This window comes from Sedimentitalea nanhaiensis DSM 24252 (assembly GCF_000473225.1).
Taxonomy (GTDB): Bacteria; Pseudomonadota; Alphaproteobacteria; order Rhodobacterales; family Rhodobacteraceae; genus Sedimentitalea; species Sedimentitalea nanhaiensis.
Map to the genome: position 1 here is coordinate 3,058,469 of NZ_KI421509.1, position 20,535 is coordinate 3,079,003.

25 protein-coding genes are annotated in these 20,535 nt (G+C 61.6%); 19 read left to right on the top strand and 6 right to left on the bottom strand.

Annotation, left to right across the window (positions count from 1 at the left end):
- The first annotated feature begins 42 nt into the window (after positions 1-42).
- From trmB to NANH_RS0116930, 12 genes are all read left to right on the top strand, one after another.
- On the top strand, positions 43-744 hold the full coding sequence (gene trmB / locus NANH_RS0116875) for a tRNA (guanine(46)-N(7))-methyltransferase TrmB (RefSeq protein ID WP_027263103.1): 702 nt from the start codon (positions 43-45) through the stop codon (positions 742-744).
- Positions 745-868: 124 nt separating this feature from the next.
- Entirely contained in the window at positions 869-2,230 is a 1,362-nt protein-coding gene (gene aroA / locus NANH_RS0116880; RefSeq protein WP_027263104.1) for a 3-phosphoshikimate 1-carboxyvinyltransferase, read from the top strand.
- Positions 2,230-2,766 (top strand): hypothetical protein, encoded by a 537-nt coding sequence (locus tag NANH_RS0116885; RefSeq protein WP_027263105.1) that lies wholly within the window; start codon positions 2,230-2,232, stop codon positions 2,764-2,766. Before aroA ends, NANH_RS0116885 begins: the two co-directional genes overlap by 1 nt.
- Positions 2,763-3,380: a (d)CMP kinase gene (gene cmk, locus NANH_RS0116890; RefSeq protein ID WP_027263106.1), complete on the top strand. Its 618-nt coding sequence runs from the start codon at positions 2,763-2,765 to the stop codon at positions 3,378-3,380. The genes NANH_RS0116885 and cmk overlap by 4 nt, the downstream gene beginning before the upstream one ends.
- 136 nt (positions 3,381-3,516) lie before the next feature.
- On the top strand, positions 3,517-3,723 hold the full coding sequence (locus NANH_RS0116895) for a hypothetical protein (RefSeq protein WP_027263107.1): 207 nt from the start codon (positions 3,517-3,519) through the stop codon (positions 3,721-3,723).
- 225 nt (positions 3,724-3,948) lie between these two features.
- Positions 3,949-5,628 (top strand): 30S ribosomal protein S1, encoded by a 1,680-nt coding sequence (gene rpsA, locus NANH_RS0116900; protein WP_027263108.1) that lies wholly within the window; start codon positions 3,949-3,951, stop codon positions 5,626-5,628.
- 279 nt (positions 5,629-5,907) lie between these two features.
- Complete coding sequence (gene ihfB / locus NANH_RS0116905) at positions 5,908-6,189, top strand: integration host factor subunit beta (RefSeq protein WP_027263109.1); 282 nt, start codon at positions 5,908-5,910, stop codon at positions 6,187-6,189.
- Between the two features lie 4 nt (positions 6,190-6,193).
- A complete protein-coding gene (locus tag NANH_RS0116910) occupies positions 6,194-6,544 on the top strand; it encodes a lipopolysaccharide assembly protein LapA domain-containing protein (protein ID WP_027263110.1) in 351 nt (116 codons plus the stop codon).
- A 7-nt stretch (positions 6,545-6,551) separates the two neighbouring features.
- A complete protein-coding gene (locus NANH_RS0116915) occupies positions 6,552-7,205 on the top strand; it encodes a phosphoribosylanthranilate isomerase (RefSeq protein WP_027263111.1) in 654 nt (217 codons plus the stop codon).
- Positions 7,206-7,310: 105 nt separating this feature from the next.
- Positions 7,311-7,805: a fasciclin domain-containing protein gene (locus NANH_RS0116920; protein ID WP_027263112.1), complete on the top strand. Its 495-nt coding sequence runs from the start codon at positions 7,311-7,313 to the stop codon at positions 7,803-7,805.
- A 157-nt stretch (positions 7,806-7,962) separates the two neighbouring features.
- The gene (gene trpB, locus NANH_RS0116925) at positions 7,963-9,195 is read left to right on the top strand and encodes a tryptophan synthase subunit beta (protein WP_027263113.1); all 1,233 of its coding nucleotides are present in this window, start codon (positions 7,963-7,965) and stop codon (positions 9,193-9,195) included.
- 182 nt (positions 9,196-9,377) lie between these two features.
- On the top strand, positions 9,378-10,229 hold the full coding sequence (locus NANH_RS0116930) for a hypothetical protein (protein ID WP_027263114.1): 852 nt from the start codon (positions 9,378-9,380) through the stop codon (positions 10,227-10,229).
- A gap of 11 nt (positions 10,230-10,240) precedes the next feature.
- Here the strand turns inward: NANH_RS0116930 and NANH_RS0116935 are convergent, their stop codons facing one another.
- From NANH_RS0116935 to NANH_RS0116955, 4 genes are all read right to left on the bottom strand, one after another.
- Positions 10,241-10,618 (bottom strand): DUF2237 family protein, encoded by a 378-nt coding sequence (locus tag NANH_RS0116935; RefSeq protein ID WP_027263115.1) that lies wholly within the window; start codon positions 10,616-10,618, stop codon positions 10,241-10,243.
- A 12-nt stretch (positions 10,619-10,630) separates the two neighbouring features.
- Entirely contained in the window at positions 10,631-11,794 is a 1,164-nt protein-coding gene (locus NANH_RS0116940) for a serine hydrolase domain-containing protein (RefSeq protein WP_027263116.1), read from the bottom strand.
- Positions 11,795-12,069: 275 nt separating this feature from the next.
- A complete protein-coding gene (gene pth / locus NANH_RS0116950; protein ID WP_027263118.1) occupies positions 12,070-12,756 on the bottom strand; it encodes an aminoacyl-tRNA hydrolase in 687 nt (228 codons plus the stop codon).
- A gap of 135 nt (positions 12,757-12,891) precedes the next feature.
- Positions 12,892-13,542: a 50S ribosomal protein L25/general stress protein Ctc gene (locus NANH_RS0116955; protein ID WP_027263119.1), complete on the bottom strand. Its 651-nt coding sequence runs from the start codon at positions 13,540-13,542 to the stop codon at positions 12,892-12,894.
- Between the two features lie 221 nt (positions 13,543-13,763).
- Here NANH_RS0116955 and serB point away from each other — a divergent pair, with 221 nt between their 5' ends.
- Genes serB through NANH_RS0116975 form a run of 4 tightly spaced genes read left to right on the top strand, consistent with a single transcriptional unit; the run spans position 13,764 to position 15,836 of the window.
- Positions 13,764-14,642, top strand: coding sequence for a phosphoserine phosphatase SerB (gene serB, locus NANH_RS0116960; RefSeq protein WP_027263120.1), 879 nt, complete (start codon positions 13,764-13,766; stop codon positions 14,640-14,642).
- A gap of 58 nt (positions 14,643-14,700) precedes the next feature.
- The gene (locus tag NANH_RS0116965; protein WP_027263121.1) at positions 14,701-15,036 is read left to right on the top strand and encodes an ArsR/SmtB family transcription factor; all 336 of its coding nucleotides are present in this window, start codon (positions 14,701-14,703) and stop codon (positions 15,034-15,036) included.
- Positions 15,033-15,506, top strand: coding sequence for an SRPBCC family protein (locus NANH_RS0116970; RefSeq protein WP_027263122.1), 474 nt, complete (start codon positions 15,033-15,035; stop codon positions 15,504-15,506). Before NANH_RS0116965 ends, NANH_RS0116970 begins: the two co-directional genes overlap by 4 nt.
- A 15-nt stretch (positions 15,507-15,521) precedes the next feature.
- Entirely contained in the window at positions 15,522-15,836 is a 315-nt protein-coding gene (locus NANH_RS0116975; protein WP_027263123.1) for a YciI family protein, read from the top strand.
- On the opposite strand, the gene NANH_RS0116980 is transcribed toward NANH_RS0116975, so the two are convergent.
- Positions 15,823-16,836 carry an asparaginase gene (locus NANH_RS0116980; protein ID WP_027263124.1) on the bottom strand — a complete coding sequence of 338 codons (1,014 nt, stop codon included), beginning with the start codon at positions 16,834-16,836 and terminating at the stop codon, positions 15,823-15,825. The genes NANH_RS0116975 and NANH_RS0116980 overlap by 14 nt on opposite strands.
- 169 nt (positions 16,837-17,005) lie before the next feature.
- On the opposite strand from NANH_RS0116980, the gene NANH_RS0116985 reads away from it, so the two are divergent.
- From NANH_RS0116985 to NANH_RS0116995, 3 genes are all read left to right on the top strand, one after another.
- Positions 17,006-17,536 (top strand): invasion associated locus B family protein, encoded by a 531-nt coding sequence (locus NANH_RS0116985; RefSeq protein WP_027263125.1) that lies wholly within the window; start codon positions 17,006-17,008, stop codon positions 17,534-17,536.
- A gap of 123 nt (positions 17,537-17,659) precedes the next feature.
- A complete protein-coding gene (rlmN, locus tag NANH_RS0116990) occupies positions 17,660-18,835 on the top strand; it encodes a 23S rRNA (adenine(2503)-C(2))-methyltransferase RlmN (protein ID WP_027263126.1) in 1,176 nt (391 codons plus the stop codon).
- A gap of 10 nt (positions 18,836-18,845) precedes the next feature.
- Entirely contained in the window at positions 18,846-19,607 is a 762-nt protein-coding gene (locus NANH_RS0116995; RefSeq protein WP_027263127.1) for a DsbA family protein, read from the top strand.
- Between the two features lie 30 nt (positions 19,608-19,637).
- On the opposite strand, the gene NANH_RS0117000 is transcribed toward NANH_RS0116995, so the two are convergent.
- Positions 19,638-20,480 carry an LOG family protein gene (locus NANH_RS0117000; RefSeq protein WP_027263128.1) on the bottom strand — a complete coding sequence of 281 codons (843 nt, stop codon included), beginning with the start codon at positions 20,478-20,480 and terminating at the stop codon, positions 19,638-19,640.
- Between the last annotated feature and the right edge of the window lie 55 nt (positions 20,481-20,535).

Below are 20,535 nucleotides of genomic sequence, written 5' to 3' on the forward strand. Positions count from 1 at the left end.
GGCCCGTTGCACCGCCCCGGATCAGCGGCTAAACCCCGCGCCATGACACATCCCGAACGCCCGCACCGCAATTTCTATGGCCGCCTCAAGGGCAAAAGCCTCAAGAGCAGCCAGAAGACATATCTGGACGAAGATCTGGCCGCGTTGTCGCCCGGAGCCGTCAGTTGGCAAGAGAACCCGGACCGTGTGCCGTTGGATCTGAACGCGCTGTTCGGTGAGCGGCCGGTCTGGCTTGAGATCGGATTTGGCGGTGGCGAGCATATGGTGCATCAAGCCGCGCGCAATCCGGATGTGGGGATCGTCGGTGCAGAACCCTATATCAATGGGGTGGCGATGCTGCTGGGCAAGATTCGCCGCGCCGGGGTCGAAAATCTGGCGGTGCATCCCGGAGATGCGCGCGACCTGATGGATGTGCTGCCGGGGGGGGCGATTTCCCGCGCTTTTCTGCTCTATCCCGATCCGTGGCCCAAGAAACGCCATCACCGCCGCCGGTTTGTGACGCCTGAACATCTTGTGCCGCTGCATCGCGTTTTAGCTCCGGGTGCGATCTTGCGGGTGGCGACGGATATTCCAGACTATGTGCGCCAGACGCTGGAAGAGGTACCAAGGGCCGGGTTCGAGTGGCTGGCAGAACGTCCGGCGGATTGGCGCGCGCCCTGGGACGACTGGATTTCGACGCGGTATGAACAAAAGGCGCTGCGCGAAGGCCGTGTGCCGCATTATCTGACCTTTCGCCGGTTATGAGGGGCAATGCGGCTGACGCGGATCGCTCCGCAGGGAGTATTTACGGCAAGAGGAAATCCGGGGCGTGGACCCGCCCGCTGCCATGCGTTAAAGCAGGCGCGATTGACTTGAAGAAAGGCGCACAATGTCCGGTCACGGCACACCCAAACCGATGAGGTCCGCCCCCTGCGGGGCGCTGTCCGGCGTGGCCGATGTGCCCGGCGACAAATCGATCAGCCACCGGTCTCTGATCCTGGGCGCGATGGCGGTGGGCGAAACCCGGATTTCCGGGCTTCTGGAAGGCGAAGACGTGCTGGACACGGCGCGTGCGATGCGCGCCTTTGGGGCCGAAGTCACCAATCGCGGTGGCGGTGAATGGACGGTGCATGGCGTCGGGGTGGGCGGTTTCGCCGAACCCGATCAGGTGATCGATTGCGGCAATTCCGGTACCGGTGTGCGGCTGATCATGGGGGCGATGGCCACCAGCCCGATCAGCGCCACCTTTACTGGTGATTTCAGCCTGAACAAGCGGCCGATGGCGCGGGTGACCGACCCGTTGGCATTGTTTGGCGCACAGGCGGTGGGGCGATCGGGGGGGCGTTTGCCGATGACCATTGTCGGGGCGGCCGATCCGGTGCCGGTGCGCTATACGGTGCCGGTGCCTTCGGCCCAGGTGAAATCGGCGGTTTTGCTGGCCGGGCTGAACGCGCCCGGGCAGACCGTGGTGATCGAGCAGGAGGCGACCCGCGACCATACCGAGCGGATGCTGGCCGGGTTCGGCGCCGAGATCACCACCGAAGACAGCGATGAAGGGCGTGTCATCACCCTGACCGGACAGCCCGAGTTGGCACCGCAGGTTATCTCCGTGCCGCGCGATCCGTCCAGTGCGGCGTTTCCGGTCTGTGCCGCGCTGATCGTGCCGGGATCCGACGTTCTGGTGCCGGGCATCGGGCTGAACCCGACGCGGGCGGGGCTGTTTGCCACCCTGCGCGACATGGGGGCGGATCTGACCTATGAAAACCAGCGCACCGAAGGCGGCGAACCGGTTGCCGACCTGCGTGCGCGGTTCTCGCCCGACATGCGCGGCATCGACGTGCCGCCCGAGCGCGCCGCCAGCATGATCGACGAATACCCGGTGCTGTCGGTGGTTGCCGCCTTTGCCAGTGGCGTGACGATGATGCGCGGCGTGCGCGAATTGCGGGTCAAGGAAAGCGATAGGATCGACGCCATGGCGACCGGCCTGCGCGCCAATGGCGTCGCGGTCGAAGAGGGCGAGGATTGGTGGTCGGTCACCGGTCACGGGCCCGGTTCGGTCACAGGCGGTGCCACCTGCGCCAGCCACCTGGATCACCGTATCGCCATGTCGTTCATGGTGATGGGCATGGCCACACAACACCCGGTGACTGTGGACGATGGCGGCCCGATTGCCACCTCGTTTCCCATATTCGAGCCGCTGATGACCCGTCTTGGGGCCCAGTTGTCGCACCCGGAGCAGCCGGACATCTGATGCGCCGCGCGTGGTTTGCTCTGGTTGGTTTTGCGGTTTTGGCAACGGCCAGCTCTGGGCTGATGCAGGTCTGGACCATTCCGATCATCACCGCGAACACCGGCGATTTTCAGATGTTCGATCTGCGTCGGCAGGGCTATGATCTGGGGCAGGCCGTGACGTGTCTCGCTCGGATGGGGCCGGATGGCGTTTCGACCTATCTCGGAGCGCAGAGAGTTCTGGATACGCTGTTTCCAGTCGGTTTGACCGGTGTTCTGACGTTGGGAATATACCTGGGCCTGCGGCGCAAGGCTGGGCGTGCCGCCATCGTCGGTGCCCTGTTGCCGCTGGGCTACTTCTATGTCGACCTGCTGGAAAACGCGGCTGTCGCCCGGCTGCTGAAGGCGCCCGAGGTGACCGCGCAGTCGGTCGAAGCCGCCAGCGCATACACCGTGCTCAAGTTTCAGCTGTTCGACGCGTCGGTGCTGTTGCTGTTGCTGTGCATCATTGGCCATGTGGTTGCCCGCAGTCTGGCTTGGTTCAGGAGAAGGTCATGACGATCACGATTGCTATCGACGGGCCTGCTGCGGCGGGCAAAGGCACGATCAGCAAGGCCGTCGCAGAGCATCTTGGGCTGGCCCATCTGGACACCGGATTGCTGTACCGCGCAGTCGCAGCGCGTACCCTGACGGGGGAGGATGCGATAGCTGTTGCGCAGGACCTGTCGGCCGGCGATCTTGAGGTCGAAAACCTGCGCACCGCCGAGGTGGCGCAGATGGCCAGCAAGGTGGCGGCAATCCCGGAAGTCCGCCTGGCGCTGGTCGCGTTTCAACGCGATTTTGCCCGGCATTCCGATGGGGCGGTGCTGGACGGGCGCGACATTGGGACGGTGATCTGTCCCGATGCAGCGGTGAAACTGTTCGTCACCGCCAGCCCCGAAGTGCGCGCCCGCCGGCGGTATCAAGAGCAGGCCGCACAGGGATCGACGGACAGTTATGAGACCGTGTTGACCGAGGTTCTGGCGCGCGACGAGCGGGATATGAACCGCGCCGACGCGCCGCTGAAGCCTGCGGACGATGCGGTGCTGATCGATACGTCGGACCTCGGCATCAAGGCGGCGGTCGATGCCGCGATCCGGGTGATCGAACAGCGTATGACGGACGGAGCCTGAGCCGTGTCAAGGTCAGGAAATCCTCGGTCAGGAAAACCGGACTGACGTTACCAAAAGCGGATTGCTAGCCTTAAACCACACGGCACGGACCCGAGTGGGGCGCGCCGCACGGATTGAAAGTCAGGAGTGTTTTCAGATGGACAGCTTTGTATTCAGACCCGTCAGCGGCGAAACCGGACGCGTTGTCAAGATACCGGATATTGCCGGAGAATCTCAGCGCGGCATGCATGTGGATCCGGTCATCCCCGGCACTGGCGATTTCGAAGACCCCCTGCTGGGATTTGAAGATCCCCTGCTGGGGACCGTTACGTCGACATATATTGACGACTTTGTGTTCGGCTAGGGTGCTGTCCGGACGGCGGGCCATTGAAGGCTTGCCATCAGACGACCAAGGGCTTATACGCCGCGATGTCCAAGCGGCAGTCCAGATCGCAGACACCACGAGCAGGGCCGGGGAATTCCACGGCCCTAAGTCTGTTTGAGCGACCGCGTAGACCAATTGGAACCCCAAAGACCGGTGGAGACAACCGCACGGCCCGTAAAAATGTGAAAAGGAAACGACCTATATATGTCCGCTAACGCATCCATGGAGGAATTCGAAGCCCTCCTGAACGAAAGCTTCGAAATGGACACACCCGAAGAAGGGTCTGTTGTCAAAGGCAAAGTCATCGCAATTGAGGCGGGACAAGCCATCATCGACGTCGGCTATAAGATGGAAGGCCGCGTTGATCTGAAAGAATTTGCAAATCCCGGTGAATCTCCCGATATCGCCCCCGGCGATGAGGTCGAAGTATTCCTGCGTCAGGTCGAGAATTCGCGCGGTGAAGCCGTCATTTCGCGCGAAATGGCTCGTCGCGAGGAAGCCTGGGATCGTCTGGAAAAGGCCTATGCCGACGAAGAGCGTGTCGAAGGTGCAATCTTTGGTCGCGTCAAGGGCGGTTTCACTGTCGATCTGGGCGGTGCCGTTGCATTCTTGCCCGGCTCGCAGGTCGATGTGCGCCCCGTGCGCGATGCCGGCCCGTTGATGGGTCTGAAGCAGCCGTTCCAGATTCTGAAAATGGACCGCCGCCGCGGCAACATCGTTGTTTCGCGTCGTGCCATTCTGGAAGAATCCCGCGCCGAGCAGCGCGCCGAGGTCATCGGCAACCTGCACGAAGGTCAGGCCGTGGACGGTGTGGTCAAGAACATCACCGAATACGGTGCCTTTGTTGATCTGGGCGGTGTTGACGGGCTGCTGCACGTTACCGACATGGCATGGCGCCGTGTGAACCACCCGTCTGAAATCCTGGCGATCGGCGAAACCGTCAAGGTTCAGGTCATCAAGATCAACAAAGAAACCCACCGTATCAGCCTGGGCATGAAGCAGCTGCAGGAAGATCCGTGGGATCTGGTCGGTGCCAAGTACCCGCTGAACTCGGTTCACAAGGGCCGCGTCACCAACATCACCGATTACGGCGCGTTTGTCGAGCTGGAGCCGGGTGTCGAGGGGCTGGTGCACGTTTCCGAAATGTCCTGGACCAAAAAGAACGTCCATCCGGGCAAGATCGTATCCACCAGCCAGGAAGTCGAAGTCATGGTTCTGGAGATCGACGGTGCCAAGCGCCGTGTGTCGCTGGGCCTGAAACAGACCATGCGCAACCCGTGGGAAGTGTTTGCGGAAACGCATCCCGAGGGCACCGAAGTCGAAGGCGAAGTCAAGAACATCACCGAATTCGGTCTGTTCATTGGCCTGGACGGCGACATCGACGGCATGGTTCACCTGTCCGACCTGTCCTGGGACGAGCGCGGCGAAGATGCGATTCAGAACTATCGCAAGGGCGACATGGTTTCGGCCGTTGTCTCCGAAGTCGATGTTGAAAAAGAACGCATCAGCCTGTCGATCAAGGCTCTGGGTGGCGACAAGTTTGCCGAGGCCGTTGGCGGCGTCAAGCGCGGCTCGATCATCACCGTCGAAGTGACAGCGATCGAGGATGGCGGTATCGAAGTGGTGTTTGAAGGCATGAAGTCCTTTATCCGCCGCTCTGACCTGTCCCGTGACCGTGCCGAGCAGCGCCCCGAGCGCTTTAGCGTCGGCAACAAGGTCGACGTGCGTGTGACCAATGTCGACAGCAAGACCCGCCGTCTGGGTCTGTCGATCAAAGCGCGCGAAATCGCCGAAGAGAAAGAGGCCGTTGCACAGTACGGGTCTTCGGACTCGGGTGCATCGCTGGGCGACATCCTGGGTGCCGCTCTCAAGGGCGACGAATAATCCGTTATCGGATCGCGAAAATCAGCGGCCCCGCCCCCCAAGGGCGGGGCCGTTTTCGTGCGAATCAAGATTTGCCCGCGCCTGCTCGCGTCGCGTAATGAAGGCGCGCAGAGCGTGCGCCGCCTGCGAACGGAGGCCGATTTGGCGGTGGTTTGCCGACCTGACGCCAATTTTTCCTTTGCTTGCTAAAGAGTTCTGGTTCCAGAACCGGAAAATTGCGCCTATAGTTCCTGCAACCGGTAGTGTTCGCACAGTGATACCTTGGGAGGAAACGGCTTAATGATCAGGTCGGAATTGATACAGAAGATCGCTGATGAAAATCCGCATCTCTATCAGCGCGATGTCGAGCGTATCGTGAACACCGTCTTCGAAGAGGTCACCGGCGCGATGGCCCGCGGCGACCGGGTCGAGCTGCGCGGGTTCGGGGCGTTTTCGGTGAAAAAGCGCGATGCGCGAATCGGTCGTAATCCCCGAACGGGTGAAACTGTACATGTCGAGGAAAAGCACGTGCCTTTCTTCAAGACCGGAAAACTTTTGCGGGATCGTTTGAACGGAAAATGAACTGATGCGGTATATTCGCTACGCCTTTCTGGCGATATTGGGAATCGTTTTGATTTCAGTGTCGCTGGCCAATCGTGGTTTGGTCACGCTCAAGCTGATGCCCGATGCACTGGCGCAGCTCGTCGGATTCAACATGACTATCTCGCTGCCGCTGTTCGTGGTGGTGCTGGGTGGAATCGTTGCGGGCCTGGTGATTGGTTTCCTGTGGGAATGGATGCGCGAGCACAAGCATCGCCGGGAAGCCGCCGAGAAATCCCGCGAAGTGCGCAAGCTCGAACGCAGGGTGGATCGGTTGAAGACCGAGAAACACCAGGGCAAGGACGAGGTTCTTGCGATTCTCGACGAAGCCAGCTGAGTCTGACATGCCAGGGGGCATCAACGTAAAGATTTGCGGTCTTACCGACCGCCAGTCGGTGCGCGTCGCGGTAGACTCTGGCGCGCGCTATGTCGGTTTCGTTTTCTTCGCCAAATCGCCCCGCCATCTGGAACCCGCTGCCGCCGCCGAACTGGCCGCTGTGGTGCCCGAAGGGCTCTGCAAAGTGGCCTTGACCGTCAATGCGGATGACGCAGCGCTGGACCGGTTGATCGAGGCGGTGCCGCTGGACATGTTGCAGTTGCATGGCAGCGAAACCCCCGACCGAGTGGCTGAGGTCCGGCAGCGTTATGGCCTGCCGGTGATGAAAGCGGTCGGCCTGGCGGAAGAATCCGATCTGCCCCGTCTGGACGATTATCTGCGCGTCGCGGATCAGGTGCTGGTCGATGCCAAGCCGCCCAGAACCGCCGTTCTGCCCGGAGGCAACGGGCTGGCGTTTGATTGGCGCCTGATCGCCGGGCGGCGCTGGTCGGTGCCCTGGATGCTGGCGGGGGGGCTGACGCCTGACACTGTGGCCGAAGCCATTGCCATGACCGGCGCCCAGCAGGTTGATGTATCGTCAGGCGTCGAAAGCGCGCCGGGAGTCAAAGACGCGGCCCTGATCCGCGCATTCATCGCCGCGACATCTGCACACGCAATCTGACAACAGAACACGGGCCTGTGACTTCGGTGAAACAGGGATCCCGCATGTGATCCGCCCCGCGTTTCACTGCGTAACCCCTGTGTCTGAACCAGAGGAGAACAGCAGATGTTTCGTCGCAACTTTCTAACCGTTATCGGTGCCGCAATGATCGCAGGCACGGCAATGTCCCCGGTCAAGGCCGCCGAGATGGATATCGTCGATACCGCCGTGTCAAACGGGTCCTTCACGACACTTGTTGCAGCGGTGCAGGCTGCGGGGCTCGTCGACACGCTCAAGGGCAAAGGGCCCTTCACCGTCTTCGCTCCGACGGACGCAGCCTTTGCCGCGCTTCCCGAAGGCACTGTCGAAATGCTCCTGAAGCCTGAGAATAAGGACCAGCTGGTGCAAATTCTCACCTATCACGTGGTCCCGGCCAAGGTGATGTCGGGTGAACTTGCCGGCAAACGCACCAAGGTTCTCACTGTGGAAGGCGACCGGCTCAGCGTCAATGGCATGGGCGGCGGCGTCAAAGTCGGATCAAGCAAGGTTGTCGCCGCAGATGTTGGCGCATCGAACGGCGTGATACACGTCATCGACAAAGTGTTGATCCCCGAAGACTAATTCAGCTTCGTCAACCGACTATCAGGTACCGGAACGCTACGCTACATGCGTGGCGTTGCTGTGCCGGGCAAACGCGACAGGGGTGAAACCACTTTTTGCATGGCAATTCCTGAAACTGCCCCATATGAACAAGGCAAGCGACGCAAGGGGGACCATCATGGCCAACGATCTGTTCAATTCCTTCATGACCGGCCCGGATGAAAACGGTCGCTTTGGCGATTTTGGCGGGCGGTTCGTCAGCGAGACCCTGATGCCGCTGATCCTGAGTCTGGAAGAACAGTACGAAAAGGCCAAGACCGACGACGCGTTCTGGGCCGAGATGCACGATCTGTGGACCCATTACGTTGGCCGTCCAAGCCCGCTGTATTTTGCCGAACGCCTGACCGATCATCTGGGCGGGGCCAAGATCTATCTGAAACGCGACGAGCTAAACCATACCGGCGCGCACAAGATCAACAACGTGCTGGGCCAGATCATCTTGGCCCGACGTATGGGAAAGACGCGGATCATCGCGGAAACCGGTGCGGGCCAGCACGGCGTCGCCACCGCCACGGTCTGCGCCAAATTCGGGCTCAAATGCGTGGTCTATATGGGCGCGCACGATGTCGAGCGCCAGAAACCCAACGTGTTTCGGATGCGCCTGCTGGGTGCCGAGGTTATCCCCGTTACCTCGGGGCGCGGTACGCTGAAAGATGCGATGAACGATGCCTTGCGCGACTGGGTGACCAATGTGCGCGATACGTTCTATTGCATCGGAACCGTGGCCGGGCCGCATCCGTACCCGGCGATGGTGCGCGATTTTCAAGCGATCATCGGCAAGGAAGCCAAGGAGCAGATGCTGACTGCCGAGGGCCGTCTGCCAGATACCCTGGTTGCAGCGATCGGGGGCGGATCAAACGCCATGGGGCTGTTCTTTCCATTCCTGGATGACGCGTCGGTCAATATCATCGGCGTTGAGGCTGGCGGTAAGGGCGTAAATGAAAAGATGGAGCATTGTGCGTCTCTGACCGGTGGCCGCCCCGGCGTGCTGCACGGCAATCGCACCTATCTGCTGCAGGACGACGACGGGCAAATTCTGGAAGGATTCAGCATTTCGGCGGGGCTGGATTATCCCGGCATCGGACCCGAACATTCCTGGCTGCACGATATCGGTCGCGCGCAATATGTCAGCATCACCGACGTCGAGGCGCTGGAAGCGTTCCAGCTGTGCTGCCTGCAAGAGGGTATCATCCCGGCGCTCGAACCCAGCCATGCGCTGGCCCATGTGATGAAGATCGCGCCAACCCTGCCCGAAGATCACCTGATCTGCATGAATATGTGTGGGCGCGGCGACAAGGATATCTTTACCGTCGCCAAAGCGCTCGGGTTCACGATGGATGAAGCGGACTGATCCAGCGGAGCTGGGGTCCGGGGCATCTGTCCTGTTTCAGTCACAGACCGGGGTGCGTTTCTGGCCTTTTCCAGGCGAAGCGGCTACCGTGCCTGCCGGTTCCGCTCGGCGCCCTGCAAGCCGCAGTTGTTTTCAGGCCTCATCGGCGGTTAGACTTGCCCCGGATTGACAGGGGGCTGACGATGGTTTGGTCGAAACGGTTTCTGGGGCTGTTTATGCTGTGCCTGATGGCCGGACAGGCTGCGTACGCGCAATCGCCCGAGGAAACAGTGCGCTGGATATATCAGTCGATGGCGCAACCTGGCAGTGGTCAGATGCGGGGGCTGGGCTATCTCAGTTCGCCGGAACAGCGCGCGCATTTTTTCAGCCGCCGTTTTGTGCAGTTCCTTGCGGCAAACGACAGCCATGGCGGCGACCCAGCCACAGCCTGCATCACTTACGGGCTGGAAATCCCCGGCAATGATTTTGACGGGGCCGAAATCCTGCGTACACTGTCTCTGAGCAGTGAAACCCTTGAAGCAGGCACCAGCGTGACCGCCACGTTCAGCACCTTCGGGACCCCGGCGCGGGTAATTTACGATTTCATCGTCGAAGACGGGTTCTGGAAGATCGACGATATTGCCGGACCGGGGTACCGCGTGTCGCTGATCCCCTGCACGCCAAAGGCGGCGGTGACGGCGGGCGCGGGCGCAAGCAGCTACTGTTACAAGGCGCGCGACGACTCGCTGTGGCTGGATCTTGCGCCGGATGGCAGTGCCGCCTTTATGTTCGACAGTTGGCAAGCCAACGGGCATCATTGTGGCGCACAAGGCCGCGCTGTGCCTATCGCCGGTGGCTGGGCCTATGACGAAAACGTCGCCGGAACGGCCTGTCATCTGGAAATTCTGTTAACCCGCGATCAGGGGTTGGAACTGACGGATCGGGACGGGTTGTGCCGCCAGTCGATGTGTGGCGCAAGGGCGGGTATCAACGGGCTGACGTTCCCGCGCAGCGGCCAAGTCGATTGCGCCTCTTTGCCAAGACCGCAATACTAAAGCGCGCGTGTTCAGTTCGTGTGCAACGCATGCACCCGCAACACGTCAAGCGGTACGATCTCCAGTGCCCGCTGATGCGTGGCGGCCAGGTTGACCCGGGGCGCGCAGCCCTCGTCGTGGGCCTGTAGGAACCGCCCGGCGCATAAACACCAGTGGTCGCCTGCCTTCAGCCCGGCAAAGTTGAACTGTGGCCGCGGAGTGGACAGGTCGTTGCCGACGTATTTCGAGTATGCGAGGAACTCGTCGGTCATCACCGCACAGACGGTATGGCTGCCATGGTCGGCGGCGCAGGTGTTGCAATGCCCATCGCGAAAGAAGCCGGTTACCGGGTCGCTCGAACAGGCGCTCAGCGCGCCGCCCAGAACGTTGATGCTCTTGTCCGGCTCCATCTTGGACTCTCCTTAAAGACTGTCGGCGATCCGGCGAAACATCTGAACATTGCCGTCATCCACTCCGGGATCGCGAAATTTGCGGTCGGCGGCCGTGACAACGATGATCACGCCCGTTGATTGATCAATATAGAGATACTGTCCGTAAATGCCACGACCCATGAATTCACCGGGGCGGGCCTTGAGCGGTATCCACCATTGATAGCCAAAGCCAGCCTGCCCCGGTTGGGTCGGGGCGCTGGCCGCGGTTGAAGTCTCGACCCAGTCTGCCGGCACCACCTGCCGCTCGCCAAACTGGCCGTTCTGCAGGATCATCTGCGCAAACCGCGCATAGTCCCGCGTGGTCAGGTTCAACCCACCCAAAACAAAGGCCACACCAGCCCCGTCGGTCAGGTAATAGCCATCGTGCTCCTGTCCCAGCGGCGCAATGATCTTTTCCGCCATCAATTCGGTTACGCTGCGCCCGGTGGCCCCCCGGATGACCATGCCGATCACATGGGTGTCGATGGACACATATTCCCAGGTCTCGCCGGGGGGCGCAAAGGTCCGGGTGAAACTGGCGGTGAATTCGTCCAGCGTGGTGCCCAGGGCAATCACCCGGCCCATCCGGTTGATATCGGAATTGCCGTCCAGGTAATCCTCGTTGAAGACCACGCCGCTGGCCATGTTCAGCACGTTGCGGATAGAGGCACCGTCATAGGCTCCAGCTTTCAACGTCGGTGCATATTTTGTGACCGGGTCATCCAGCGACGCGATCTGTCCTTCTGCCATCAGAATGCCAAGCAGGGCCGACAGATAGCTTTTTGCCAGCGACCAGGAAATCCGCCGGTCTTCGGGCGCGGTGCCAAGGAAATACTCCTCGTAACGGATTTGTCCGTCCTTCATCGCCAGCAGCGAGGTTATGGAGCGATCCTTGATCCATTGCCCAGCCCCGCCGGGCAATTGGCTCGCAGGGCCATATGGCAATGCGCTGGTGGCCAGAGGGCCGCGCGGCAAGGCTGCTGTCAGAAAGGCGCGGTCCATATGCGAGAAATTGGTCACGATCCGGTCGGCATCAAACAGCGAATTCACCGCCATCAGACGCATGATATCGTGGCGTTTCCAGACGCCGATTGCCGCTGCGGCCAGAGCCAATGACAACAGTATCCGGCCCAGCCATTTTCCGATTGTACGCATGTGTCTCTTTCATTTCCCCAAGACGAGTGGCCCGCGCATGGTCAGGCGAATCCGACGTTGCGCCCCCCATCAGGGAGCTTGCCACGATACCCAACGGCCATGGAAATCGGCGCGCCCCAAGGTCCGGCGCAAATCGCCGGGCCATTGGCTGCATAGCCGACCCAGCTCGGTTTCGGCTGGCCAATGGTCTGCGAGCAGTGTCAGCCGCCGGTCCATAAAAGGCGACCCAAGCGCCTTGCAGGCGCGTGCCTGGGTCAGAAAGGCGGCGCACAGGCTCACCGGAACCGGTCGGCCAGTTTTTGCAGGGCGGATCGAGTGTCTTCGGGTTCGGGTGCTGGGGCCGTTGGGTCGCTTGCGGATCTGGCCGTTTTTGCCGTGCTGTTCGAGGCTCGGGGAGGGGTCACACGCAAGGCGACCGTGTTCATGAACCGGCCGGCGTCGCCTCTGGCCAGGTCTGCCGCACCGTCCGAAATGCCGCGCAGCAGGTCGTCGAGCCAATTCGCATCGGCCTTGGGAAAATCGCGCAGAACATAGCTTGCGACCAGTTCCTTGCGTCCGGGGTGGCCGATGCCCAGGCGCACCCGACCATAGCCTTCGCCGATATGGGCGTGGATCGACCGCAGCCCGTTGTGCCCGGCATGCCCACCCCCCTGTTTGACCCGCGCCTTGCCCGGAGCGAGATCCAGTTCGTCATGCAATACGGTGACATCCGCCGGTGTCAGCTTGTAGAACCGCATGGTTTCGCCCACCGACTGGCCGGAGTTGTTCATGAAGGTTTCCGGCTTGAGCAGCAGAACCTTTTCGCTTCCCAAAATCCCTTCTGTCAATTGTCCCTGAAACTTGCTCTTCCATGGTCCAAAACCGTGGTCATCCGCTATCCGGTCGACCGCCATAAAGCCGATATTGTGCCGGTTTGCGGCATATTTCGCGCCGGGGTTTCCCAGTCCGACAAACAGCTTCATGGCCTACCTCACTGCGCAAACAATTGCAGCCGTGATGCCCCAGGCAGCACGAAATTTCCAGCCCCTGCGGTTGGCCTGTGCGGCAAAAAAAACGAGGCCCGATGGGCCCCGTTCGTGTCCCGCCAAAAGCGAGAATCAGTCTTCGACGTTGATCGCTTCGACCTCGTCGGCGGCGACCTCTTCGGCATCGTCGTCTTCGTCGTCGGCCGCGCGCAGACCCGACGGGGCGGACACGTTGGCGATGACGAAATCGCGGTCGATGGTCGGTTTCGCGCCCGCGGGCAGCTTGACCGAGGAAATGGTCACGTTGTCACCGATTTCCAGTTCCGACACGTCGATGGTGATGTGATCGGGAATGTCACCCGCGGTCACGACCAGTTCGACTTCGGGGCGGATCAGGGTCAGAACGCCACCTTTTTTCAGGCCCGGCGATACATCTTCGCCGACAACGTCGACGTGAATGAACAGGCTGATCTTGGTGGTGCGGCGCAGGCGCATCAGGTCCAGATGCGTCGGCAGATCCTTGACCACGTCGCGCTGTACGTCGCGGCAGATCACCCTCACGTCGTCGTGACCGTCAACCTTGAGGTTGAACAGGGTGGACTTGAACCGGCCCTGACGCAATTGGGTCAGCAGGCTGTTGAATGGAATATTGATGGGCAGCGGGTCAACGTCGCCACCAAATACGATTCCGGGAACCTTGCCGTCGCGGCGTGCCTGACGAGCGGCGCCCTTGCCTGTCCCCGTCCGTTCCTCGGCGTGAAGATCTGGGATCTCTCCGGCCATTGTATCTCTCCAAGTGTTAGGGCAGGGATCCTCCAAGGCTGTATCCCCGCGTGAAGTCGCGCGTATAGACCCGAATCCCGGTTTTGGAAAGCAAAAATACCGGGCGGGTGAGCTGCCGCCGATTCTGGTACGGACCGTACCGTCCGTGGTGGGTTCCACCGGGCGCGGTTCGCCGTTATAGCGCGGCAAGAGCTTGCCCTGAACCTATCGGATACCGGCCCATGCATATCGTGACCCTTCTGACCAATCCGGACACGCCCTGTCTGCAGCCGGCTCTGGTCGAATCGCTGCGAAATGCCTGGGGCGGGGGGGCGGTACAGTGGCTGTCGCCCGACGTGGCTGCGGAATTTCCGGTTCGGGACCGTCCCGCCAACCAGTGGCAGGTCTGGGAGGATCTGCAAAAGCTGAAGGTCGATCTGGTGGTTCAACCCGCCGAGGGGCGGCGCAAGGCCATGCTGCTGGCCGATATGGACAGCACCATGATTCAGCAGGAATGCATCGATGAACTGGCCGAGGTCGCAGGCGTCGGCGAGCGCGTCAAGGAAATCACCGCGCGGGCGATGAACGGTGAGCTCGACTTCGAGGGCGCGCTGACCGAGCGGGTCGGGTTGCTGGCCGGACTGGACGCGGCAGTGATTGACCGTGTCCTGGCCGAGCGGATCACCCTGATGCCCGGCGGCCGTGAATTGCTGGCAACGATGAAGGCCAATGGCGGTCACGCGGCGCTGGTGTCGGGCGGTTTCACCGCCTTTACCGCTTCGGTTGCGGCGCAGTTGGGGTTTGATGAAAACCGGGCCAATACGCTGTTGATTGAAGACGGGCAACTGACCGGCCATGTGGCGCGGCCGATTCTGGGTCGCGCGGCCAAGATCGAGGCGCTGGAGCAGATTACCGAGCGGCTTGGTCTCGACGAAAGCCAGGTGATCGCCGTGGGCGACGGCGCCAATGACCTGGGCATGCTGGTGCGTGCGGGGACAGGTGTGGCGCTGCATGCCAAGCCTTCGGTGGCGGCGCAATGCGATGTGCGGATCAACCATGGGGATCTGACGGCGTTGCTGTATGTGCAGGGCTATGCCCGCGATGAGTTCGCCGCGGGCTGACGCCGGAAACTTAAAATTAACAATTGCGTTAAATAGAGATTTGGTTAAGTATCGGAGCATGACCGATCTGACCCGTACCTTTGCGGCCCTTTCCGATACCACGCGCCTGTCGATGGTTGAAAAACTGATGGCACAGGGCGAATTGTCCGCCGGCGATCTGGTGGCTGACTCCTCTGTTTCCGCTCCGGCGGTCTCGCGTCATCTCAGGGTGTTGCGCGAGGCCGGGCTGGTCCGGCAACGGGTGTCCGGCACCCATAGGTACTATGCCGTGCGACCGCAGGCGATGCAGGCCATCGTTCGCTGGACGATAGATCACCGCAGGTTCTGGCAGGGCAGTCTGGCGCGATTGGACAGCCTTTTGGCCCTGGACCCCGAAGGAGAGGATACCCCATGAAAGACCTGCATGATGTGGAGTTCATCCGCGAATACGCTGTCAGCGTTTCCCGGTTGTGGAACGCCGTCACCCGACCCGATCAGGTAGTGCAATGGTTTGGCACCGAAGGGGTGCGGCTGGAAACCTGTCAGTTGGACCTGACACAGACCGGCCCGTGGCTGTGTGTCATGATCGGCACGGACAGCGGCAACCGCTTCAAGGTTTCGGGTCATGTTACCCATGTCACCCCACCACAGAACGGCGGTGCAGGGTCGGTCGGGTTCACCTGGGGATGGCATGACGACACCGATGCGCGCGGACCTGACAGCCATGTTACCTTTACGGTCGCTCCGATCGAAACCGGCGCACGGTTCACCTTGACCCATAGGGATCTGGCAACCGTGGACTCCGCACAGAGCCACAGCCGTGGCTGGCTGTCGACCCTGAACCGGCTGGATCAATTCGTCACGACACTATCCACACCAACCTAGTAAAGGAGACCAGAAATGCCCAATTTCCTGTTTGTTTATCACGGTGGCGGACGCCCCGAATCACAAGAAGACATCGACCGGGTCATGGCGGCCTGGGGGAAATGGATGGAAGACAACGGGGCCAGCCTGGTCGAGCCCGGCAACCCGGTTGGCATGTCCAAGACCGTCAGCAGCGGCGGCGTTGCCGACGATGGCGGGGCCAATCCGGCCTCGGGCTATACCATTGTCTCTGCCGCCGACATCGACGCGGCCTGTGCCATCGCCAAATCGAACCCGATGGTTCTGGATGGCTCTGGTTCGGTCGAGGTGGCGGAAATCATGCAGATGTAAACGCCTGCATCAGTTCGGTCGTCGGTTTAATTTCCCCTGCAAGCAGACCCCGGCGGCTGAGAACGGGTGCGTTCATGAACTTGCGGGTGGCCGGGTGGTCGGCCTCAAGCACTCCCAACCCGGTCAGGATCGCGGCGATGGCGCATTCGGCCGCCCGGGTGGTGCCATCGGCGATTTTCAGCGCCACGCCCAGACGTTTTTCCGGAATGATGGCGACATAGACGCCTTCGGCCCCGGTCTTGATCGCCGCATGCCCCCCCATGGCGCGCATCAGTTCGGTACAGGCCCGGCCTTCACCTGCAACTAGATCGGGATGTTGCATCATCGCCTGCGTCAGCCGTGCGGCTGCGGCGCTTTGCCGGTCCGAGCGGTCCGCAGCCGAAGCAAAATATGCCATGGCGCGCGCCAGACCGTGCACGGTGGTGGCAAAATTGGGGGCCGAACAGCCATCGATGCCGAACCCGGGGCTGGATTGTCCGGTGGTGTCCTCGAAAGCCGCCAATCCGGCCTGTTGGACCGGGTGGTTCACCTCGACATACTCCGGCCCTGCGCCCATATGGCTGCACAGGGTCAGAAAACCCGTATGCTTGCCCGAACAATTGTTGTGAATCTGACAGGGCGAGACCCCGGCCCGGATCAGACCGTCGCGCGCCGGAATGTTGGCGGGCTCTTGTGGGCCGCAGCGAAACGCATCCTCGTCCAGATCGAGTTGCGACAGCCATGCCCGAACCCGGTCAGTGTGAATTGCGGCGCCATCGTGCGAGGCACAGGCCAGCGCCAGATGTTCGCTGTTCAGCCCATATTTGTCCGCCGCGCCCGAGGTCAGCAGCGGCAGCGCCTGCACCATCTTGCAGGACGAGCGCGGATATATGGTGACATCCGGATCGCCCCACGCGTGCACGATCAGACCGCTGTCATCACAGATCACGGCGTGGCCCAGATGCAGGCTTTCCAGAATCGTGCCGCGCCAGAGTTCGGTCATTGGAACGGGTTGGGTCAAATCGGGCCTCACAACTTGGCGAAATCCCGCCAATCGGTCTTTCGCAGGTGGCGCAAGTTACGATAGAGTGTATGCGTCGGCAAGCAGCGGGGCGCGGTCAGACGGTTTGCCCAAAACCGCAGGGTGCCCCCATGGTTATTGAGGTCAAGGACAGTCTGGAGGCTGGACAATGGGAATGAATTTCGCCCGCGCGGTTGCGGGCCTTTGCATGGTCGGGCTGGCCAGCACTGCACAAGCACAGGATCAAAGCACCAACCGGGTCGCGGCCAAGACCGACTGGAGCGTGTTCGTCGAGGACGATCCCAAAGAATGCTGGAGTGTCTCTGCACCCAAGGAAACCGTGAACACCCGCGACGGCCGGGTGGTGGCGGTGCGGCGCAGCGACATCCTGCTGTTTGTGTTCCATCGCCCCGCGGCAGGGGTCAAGGGGCAGGTCACCTTTACCGGCGGCTATCCGTTTGCGCCGGGCTCGACCGTGAACCTGGATATCTCGGGCAACGAGTTTGAGCTGTTCGCCGAGGGCGAATGGGCCTGGCCTGCCACCGCTGCGGATGATGCCAAGATCATTACAGCGATGAAACGCGGTGCGGCGGCCACAATCACGGCACGCTCGGCGCGCGGAACACAGACCAAGGATACGTTCTCGCTGCTGGGCTTTACCGCTGCGGTCGAGGATGCGGAAAAGCGCTGCGGCGGTTGAATTCAACCGCCCAGGCGACCCTGATTCGGCCTTGTTGCGCAAGCGGCAGGGCCGAAGTGTTTTGAAAATGCGCAGAGTTCCTATATAGGAGCGGTCTGCTGCTCGTAACCCGAAGGTAACCCCATGTCCGCCACCGCGCCAATCACCCAGGACGTGATGACCATTCCGCGTAAACTGCCCGACGGGCCGATCAATCTGGTCGGACTGACCCGTGACGCGATGCGCGATGCCCTGATCGCCCACGGTACGCCGGAAAAGCAGGCCAAGATGCGGGTCGGGCAGATCTGGCAATGGATCTATCAATGGGGTGTGCGCGACTTTGCCGAAATGACCAATCTCGCCAAGGCGTACCGCGCGCAGTTGGCCGAGACTTTTGTGATCGAAATTCCCGAAGTGGTCAGCAGGCAGCTCAGCGGCGACGGCACCCGCAAGTATCTGGTGCGTATTGCCGGCGGCCATGAGGTCGAGGTGGTCTATATTCCCGAAGACGGGCGCGGGACCCTGTGTATCAGCTCGCAGGTCGGCTGTACGCTGACCTGTTCGTTCTGTCATACCGGCACGCAGAAGCTTGTGCGCAACCTGACTGCCGGCGAGATCGTCGGGCAGGTGATGGTGGCACGCGACGATCTGGGCGAATGGCCTGAAATCGGTGCGCCCAAGGATGAAACCCGTCTGTTATCCAACATCGTCCTGATGGGCATGGGCGAGCCGCTGTACAACTTTGAAAACGTGCGCGACGCGATGAAGATCGCGATGGATCCCGAGGGCATTCAACTGTCGCGCCGCCGCATCACCCTGTCCACCTCGGGCGTGGTGCCCGAAATCGCCCGCACCGCACAGGAAATCGGCTGTCAGCTGGCGGTGTCCTTTCACGCCACCACGGATGAAATCCGCGACAAGCTGGTGCCGATCAACAAACGCTGGAACATCGCTGAACTGCTCGAGGCGCTGCGCAGCTATCCCAAGGTGTCGAACTCGGAACGCATCACCTTTGAATACGTGATGCTCAAGGGTGTGAACGACAGCGATGAGGACGCCCGTCGCCTGATTGAACTGATCAAGGGCATCCCGGCCAAGATCAACCTGATCCCCTTCAACGAATGGCCCGGTGCGCCCTATACGCGGTCCTCGGGCAATCGTATCCACGCCTTTGCGGACATCGTCTACAAGGCCGGGTATGCCAGCCCGATTCGCACGCCGCGGGGCGAGGACATCATGGCCGCCTGCGGTCAGTTGAAATCGGCCACAGAGCGCGCGCGCAAGTCGCGCCGTCAGATCGAGGCCGAGGCGGGGCTGTAAACGGGTGGCAATGCGACGGCGTGACCTGTTGATCCTGTTGGCAGCCATTGGCGCGGCAGTGGCCTTGCCGCCGGTGCTGCGGCGGCGGGGACGATCTTTTGACTTTGAACCGCTACCCGGCCTACCGGGATTCCGCCGCCTGCAGTCAGGTGCCATCTCTGGTGGATCCGGTGGCGATTTCATCCTGACCGGCCTGCATCCTGCCAGCGCCCGCCAGACCGAGTTGCGCCAACAGGTCGTACAAGACCCCTGTCAGGCGGTATTTGACCGCATCGACGGGTCCGAGGACCGTTTGCCGGTTGCGGTTTTCACCGACTACAATTGCCCATATTGCCCGGACCTTAGCGGGATCGTTGTGGACCTGATCGAGACTGGTGCGCCGATTGCCGTCACCTGGCATGATCTGCCGGTGCTGGGGCCACGTTCAGAGGCCGCCGCCCGCGCGGCCATCGCGGCCGGGGCACAAGGGCAATACTTGCCCGTGCACCAGCGCCTGATGCGGGGCGTGTTGCGTCCGGGGGACGCGTCTCTGGTTCGGCTGGCGACGGATTTCGGCATGGATCCGGACCGGTTCCTGCGCGACGTGACCGGCCCTGCGACCGAGAACCGGCTTGAACGCTCCGCCGCGGTTGCCGCCGTCTTTGGCATCATCGGTACGCCGTCGCTGCTGGTCGGCCGCACGCTGGTCGTCGGTGAAATCACCCGCGATGAATTGCTGCGCCTGATTGAACTGGAACAGGCTGTGCCCTTTGCCGGCTGCCCTGCAGGATGACCGCGCGCCGGGACGGGCTGCCGGAGGGGTTCAGCGCCCTGGTATCGTGGCCCGCGCGGGGGCCGGTTCCCAATTCTCGATCAACTGCACCGCGTCCTCGGCCGTATCGACAAAACGGAACAGATCCAGATCGTCGTCGGAAATCGTCCCGGCCTCGGCCAGCGCCTGCCAGTTGATCACCCGCTCCCAGAAGGGGCGGCCAAACAGCAGAAACGGCACCCGCTCCATTCGTCCGGTCTGAATCAGGGTCAGGGATTCGAACATCTCGTCCAGGGTGCCAAAGCCGCCCGGAAAGACGCAGATCGCCCGCGCGCGCATCAGGAAATGCATCTTGCGGATGGCAAAATAATGAAAATTGAAACTGAGTTCCGGGGTCACATAGAGATTGGGTGCCTGTTCATGCGGCAGCACGATGTTCAGACCGATGGAAACCCCGCCGGCCTCTTGCGCGCCACGATTTCCCGCCTCCATGACGCCGGGGCCGCCGCCGGTGACGATGACGTTTTCACGCCCGTTGCTGTCCAGTGACTTTGCGGTCATCAGTCGCGCAAAATCGCGCGCGACATCATAGAACCGCGACAACTCGGCCAGGGTCTCGGTGCGGGCCTCGGCCTTGTGCACGGGGTCCGGAATGCGGGCACCGCCAAACATCACGATGGTGCTTTCGATGCCTTGCTCGTCCAGCATCATCTGCGGCTTGAGCAATTCCAACTGCAACCGCACGGGACGCAATTCGTCTCGGCACAGGAAATCGTCATCCGCAAAGGCCAGCCGATAGGCCGGCGACCGGGTTTGTGGCGTCGAAGGCACATGTTCAGCGGTGTCGCGGTCCAGGTGCGCATCGCGGAACGGGCTTGGGCGGTCTTCTTTCATCTAGGGCGGTTCCCTGCTTGCGTGTCTTTCTCAGCCCTATAGGGTTCGCCGCGGC

What these genes read in the sequence shown, in the direction of transcription:
- trmB (WP_027263103.1), top strand. Translation starts at nt 43, where the DNA reads ATGACACATCCCGAACGCCCGCACCGCAATTTCTATGGCCGCCTCAAG.
- aroA (WP_027263104.1), top strand. Translation starts at nt 869, where the DNA reads ATGTCCGGTCACGGCACACCCAAACCGATGAGGTCCGCCCCCTGCGGG.
- NANH_RS0116885 (WP_027263105.1), top strand. Translation starts at nt 2,230, where the DNA reads ATGCGCCGCGCGTGGTTTGCTCTGGTTGGTTTTGCGGTTTTGGCAACG.
- cmk (WP_027263106.1), top strand. Translation starts at nt 2,763, where the DNA reads ATGACGATCACGATTGCTATCGACGGGCCTGCTGCGGCGGGCAAAGGC.
- NANH_RS0116895 (WP_027263107.1), top strand. Translation starts at nt 3,517, where the DNA reads ATGGACAGCTTTGTATTCAGACCCGTCAGCGGCGAAACCGGACGCGTT.
- rpsA (WP_027263108.1), top strand. Translation starts at nt 3,949, where the DNA reads ATGTCCGCTAACGCATCCATGGAGGAATTCGAAGCCCTCCTGAACGAA.
- ihfB (WP_027263109.1), top strand. Translation starts at nt 5,908, where the DNA reads ATGATCAGGTCGGAATTGATACAGAAGATCGCTGATGAAAATCCGCAT.
- NANH_RS0116910 (WP_027263110.1), top strand. Translation starts at nt 6,194, where the DNA reads ATGCGGTATATTCGCTACGCCTTTCTGGCGATATTGGGAATCGTTTTG.
- NANH_RS0116915 (WP_027263111.1), top strand. Translation starts at nt 6,552, where the DNA reads ATGCCAGGGGGCATCAACGTAAAGATTTGCGGTCTTACCGACCGCCAG.
- NANH_RS0116920 (WP_027263112.1), top strand. Translation starts at nt 7,311, where the DNA reads ATGTTTCGTCGCAACTTTCTAACCGTTATCGGTGCCGCAATGATCGCA.
- trpB (WP_027263113.1), top strand. Translation starts at nt 7,963, where the DNA reads ATGGCCAACGATCTGTTCAATTCCTTCATGACCGGCCCGGATGAAAAC.
- NANH_RS0116930 (WP_027263114.1), top strand. Translation starts at nt 9,378, where the DNA reads ATGGTTTGGTCGAAACGGTTTCTGGGGCTGTTTATGCTGTGCCTGATG.
- NANH_RS0116935 (WP_027263115.1), bottom strand. Translation starts at nt 10,618, where the DNA reads ATGGAGCCGGACAAGAGCATCAACGTTCTGGGCGGCGCGCTGAGCGCC.
- NANH_RS0116940 (WP_027263116.1), bottom strand. Translation starts at nt 11,794, where the DNA reads ATGCGTACAATCGGAAAATGGCTGGGCCGGATACTGTTGTCATTGGCT.
- pth (WP_027263118.1), bottom strand. Translation starts at nt 12,756, where the DNA reads ATGAAGCTGTTTGTCGGACTGGGAAACCCCGGCGCGAAATATGCCGCA.
- NANH_RS0116955 (WP_027263119.1), bottom strand. Translation starts at nt 13,542, where the DNA reads ATGGCCGGAGAGATCCCAGATCTTCACGCCGAGGAACGGACGGGGACA.
- serB (WP_027263120.1), top strand. Translation starts at nt 13,764, where the DNA reads ATGCATATCGTGACCCTTCTGACCAATCCGGACACGCCCTGTCTGCAG.
- NANH_RS0116965 (WP_027263121.1), top strand. Translation starts at nt 14,701, where the DNA reads ATGACCGATCTGACCCGTACCTTTGCGGCCCTTTCCGATACCACGCGC.
- NANH_RS0116970 (WP_027263122.1), top strand. Translation starts at nt 15,033, where the DNA reads ATGAAAGACCTGCATGATGTGGAGTTCATCCGCGAATACGCTGTCAGC.
- NANH_RS0116975 (WP_027263123.1), top strand. Translation starts at nt 15,522, where the DNA reads ATGCCCAATTTCCTGTTTGTTTATCACGGTGGCGGACGCCCCGAATCA.
- NANH_RS0116985 (WP_027263125.1), top strand. Translation starts at nt 17,006, where the DNA reads ATGGGAATGAATTTCGCCCGCGCGGTTGCGGGCCTTTGCATGGTCGGG.
- rlmN (WP_027263126.1), top strand. Translation starts at nt 17,660, where the DNA reads ATGTCCGCCACCGCGCCAATCACCCAGGACGTGATGACCATTCCGCGT.
- NANH_RS0116995 (WP_027263127.1), top strand. Translation starts at nt 18,846, where the DNA reads ATGCGACGGCGTGACCTGTTGATCCTGTTGGCAGCCATTGGCGCGGCA.
- NANH_RS0117000 (WP_027263128.1), bottom strand. Translation starts at nt 20,480, where the DNA reads ATGAAAGAAGACCGCCCAAGCCCGTTCCGCGATGCGCACCTGGACCGC.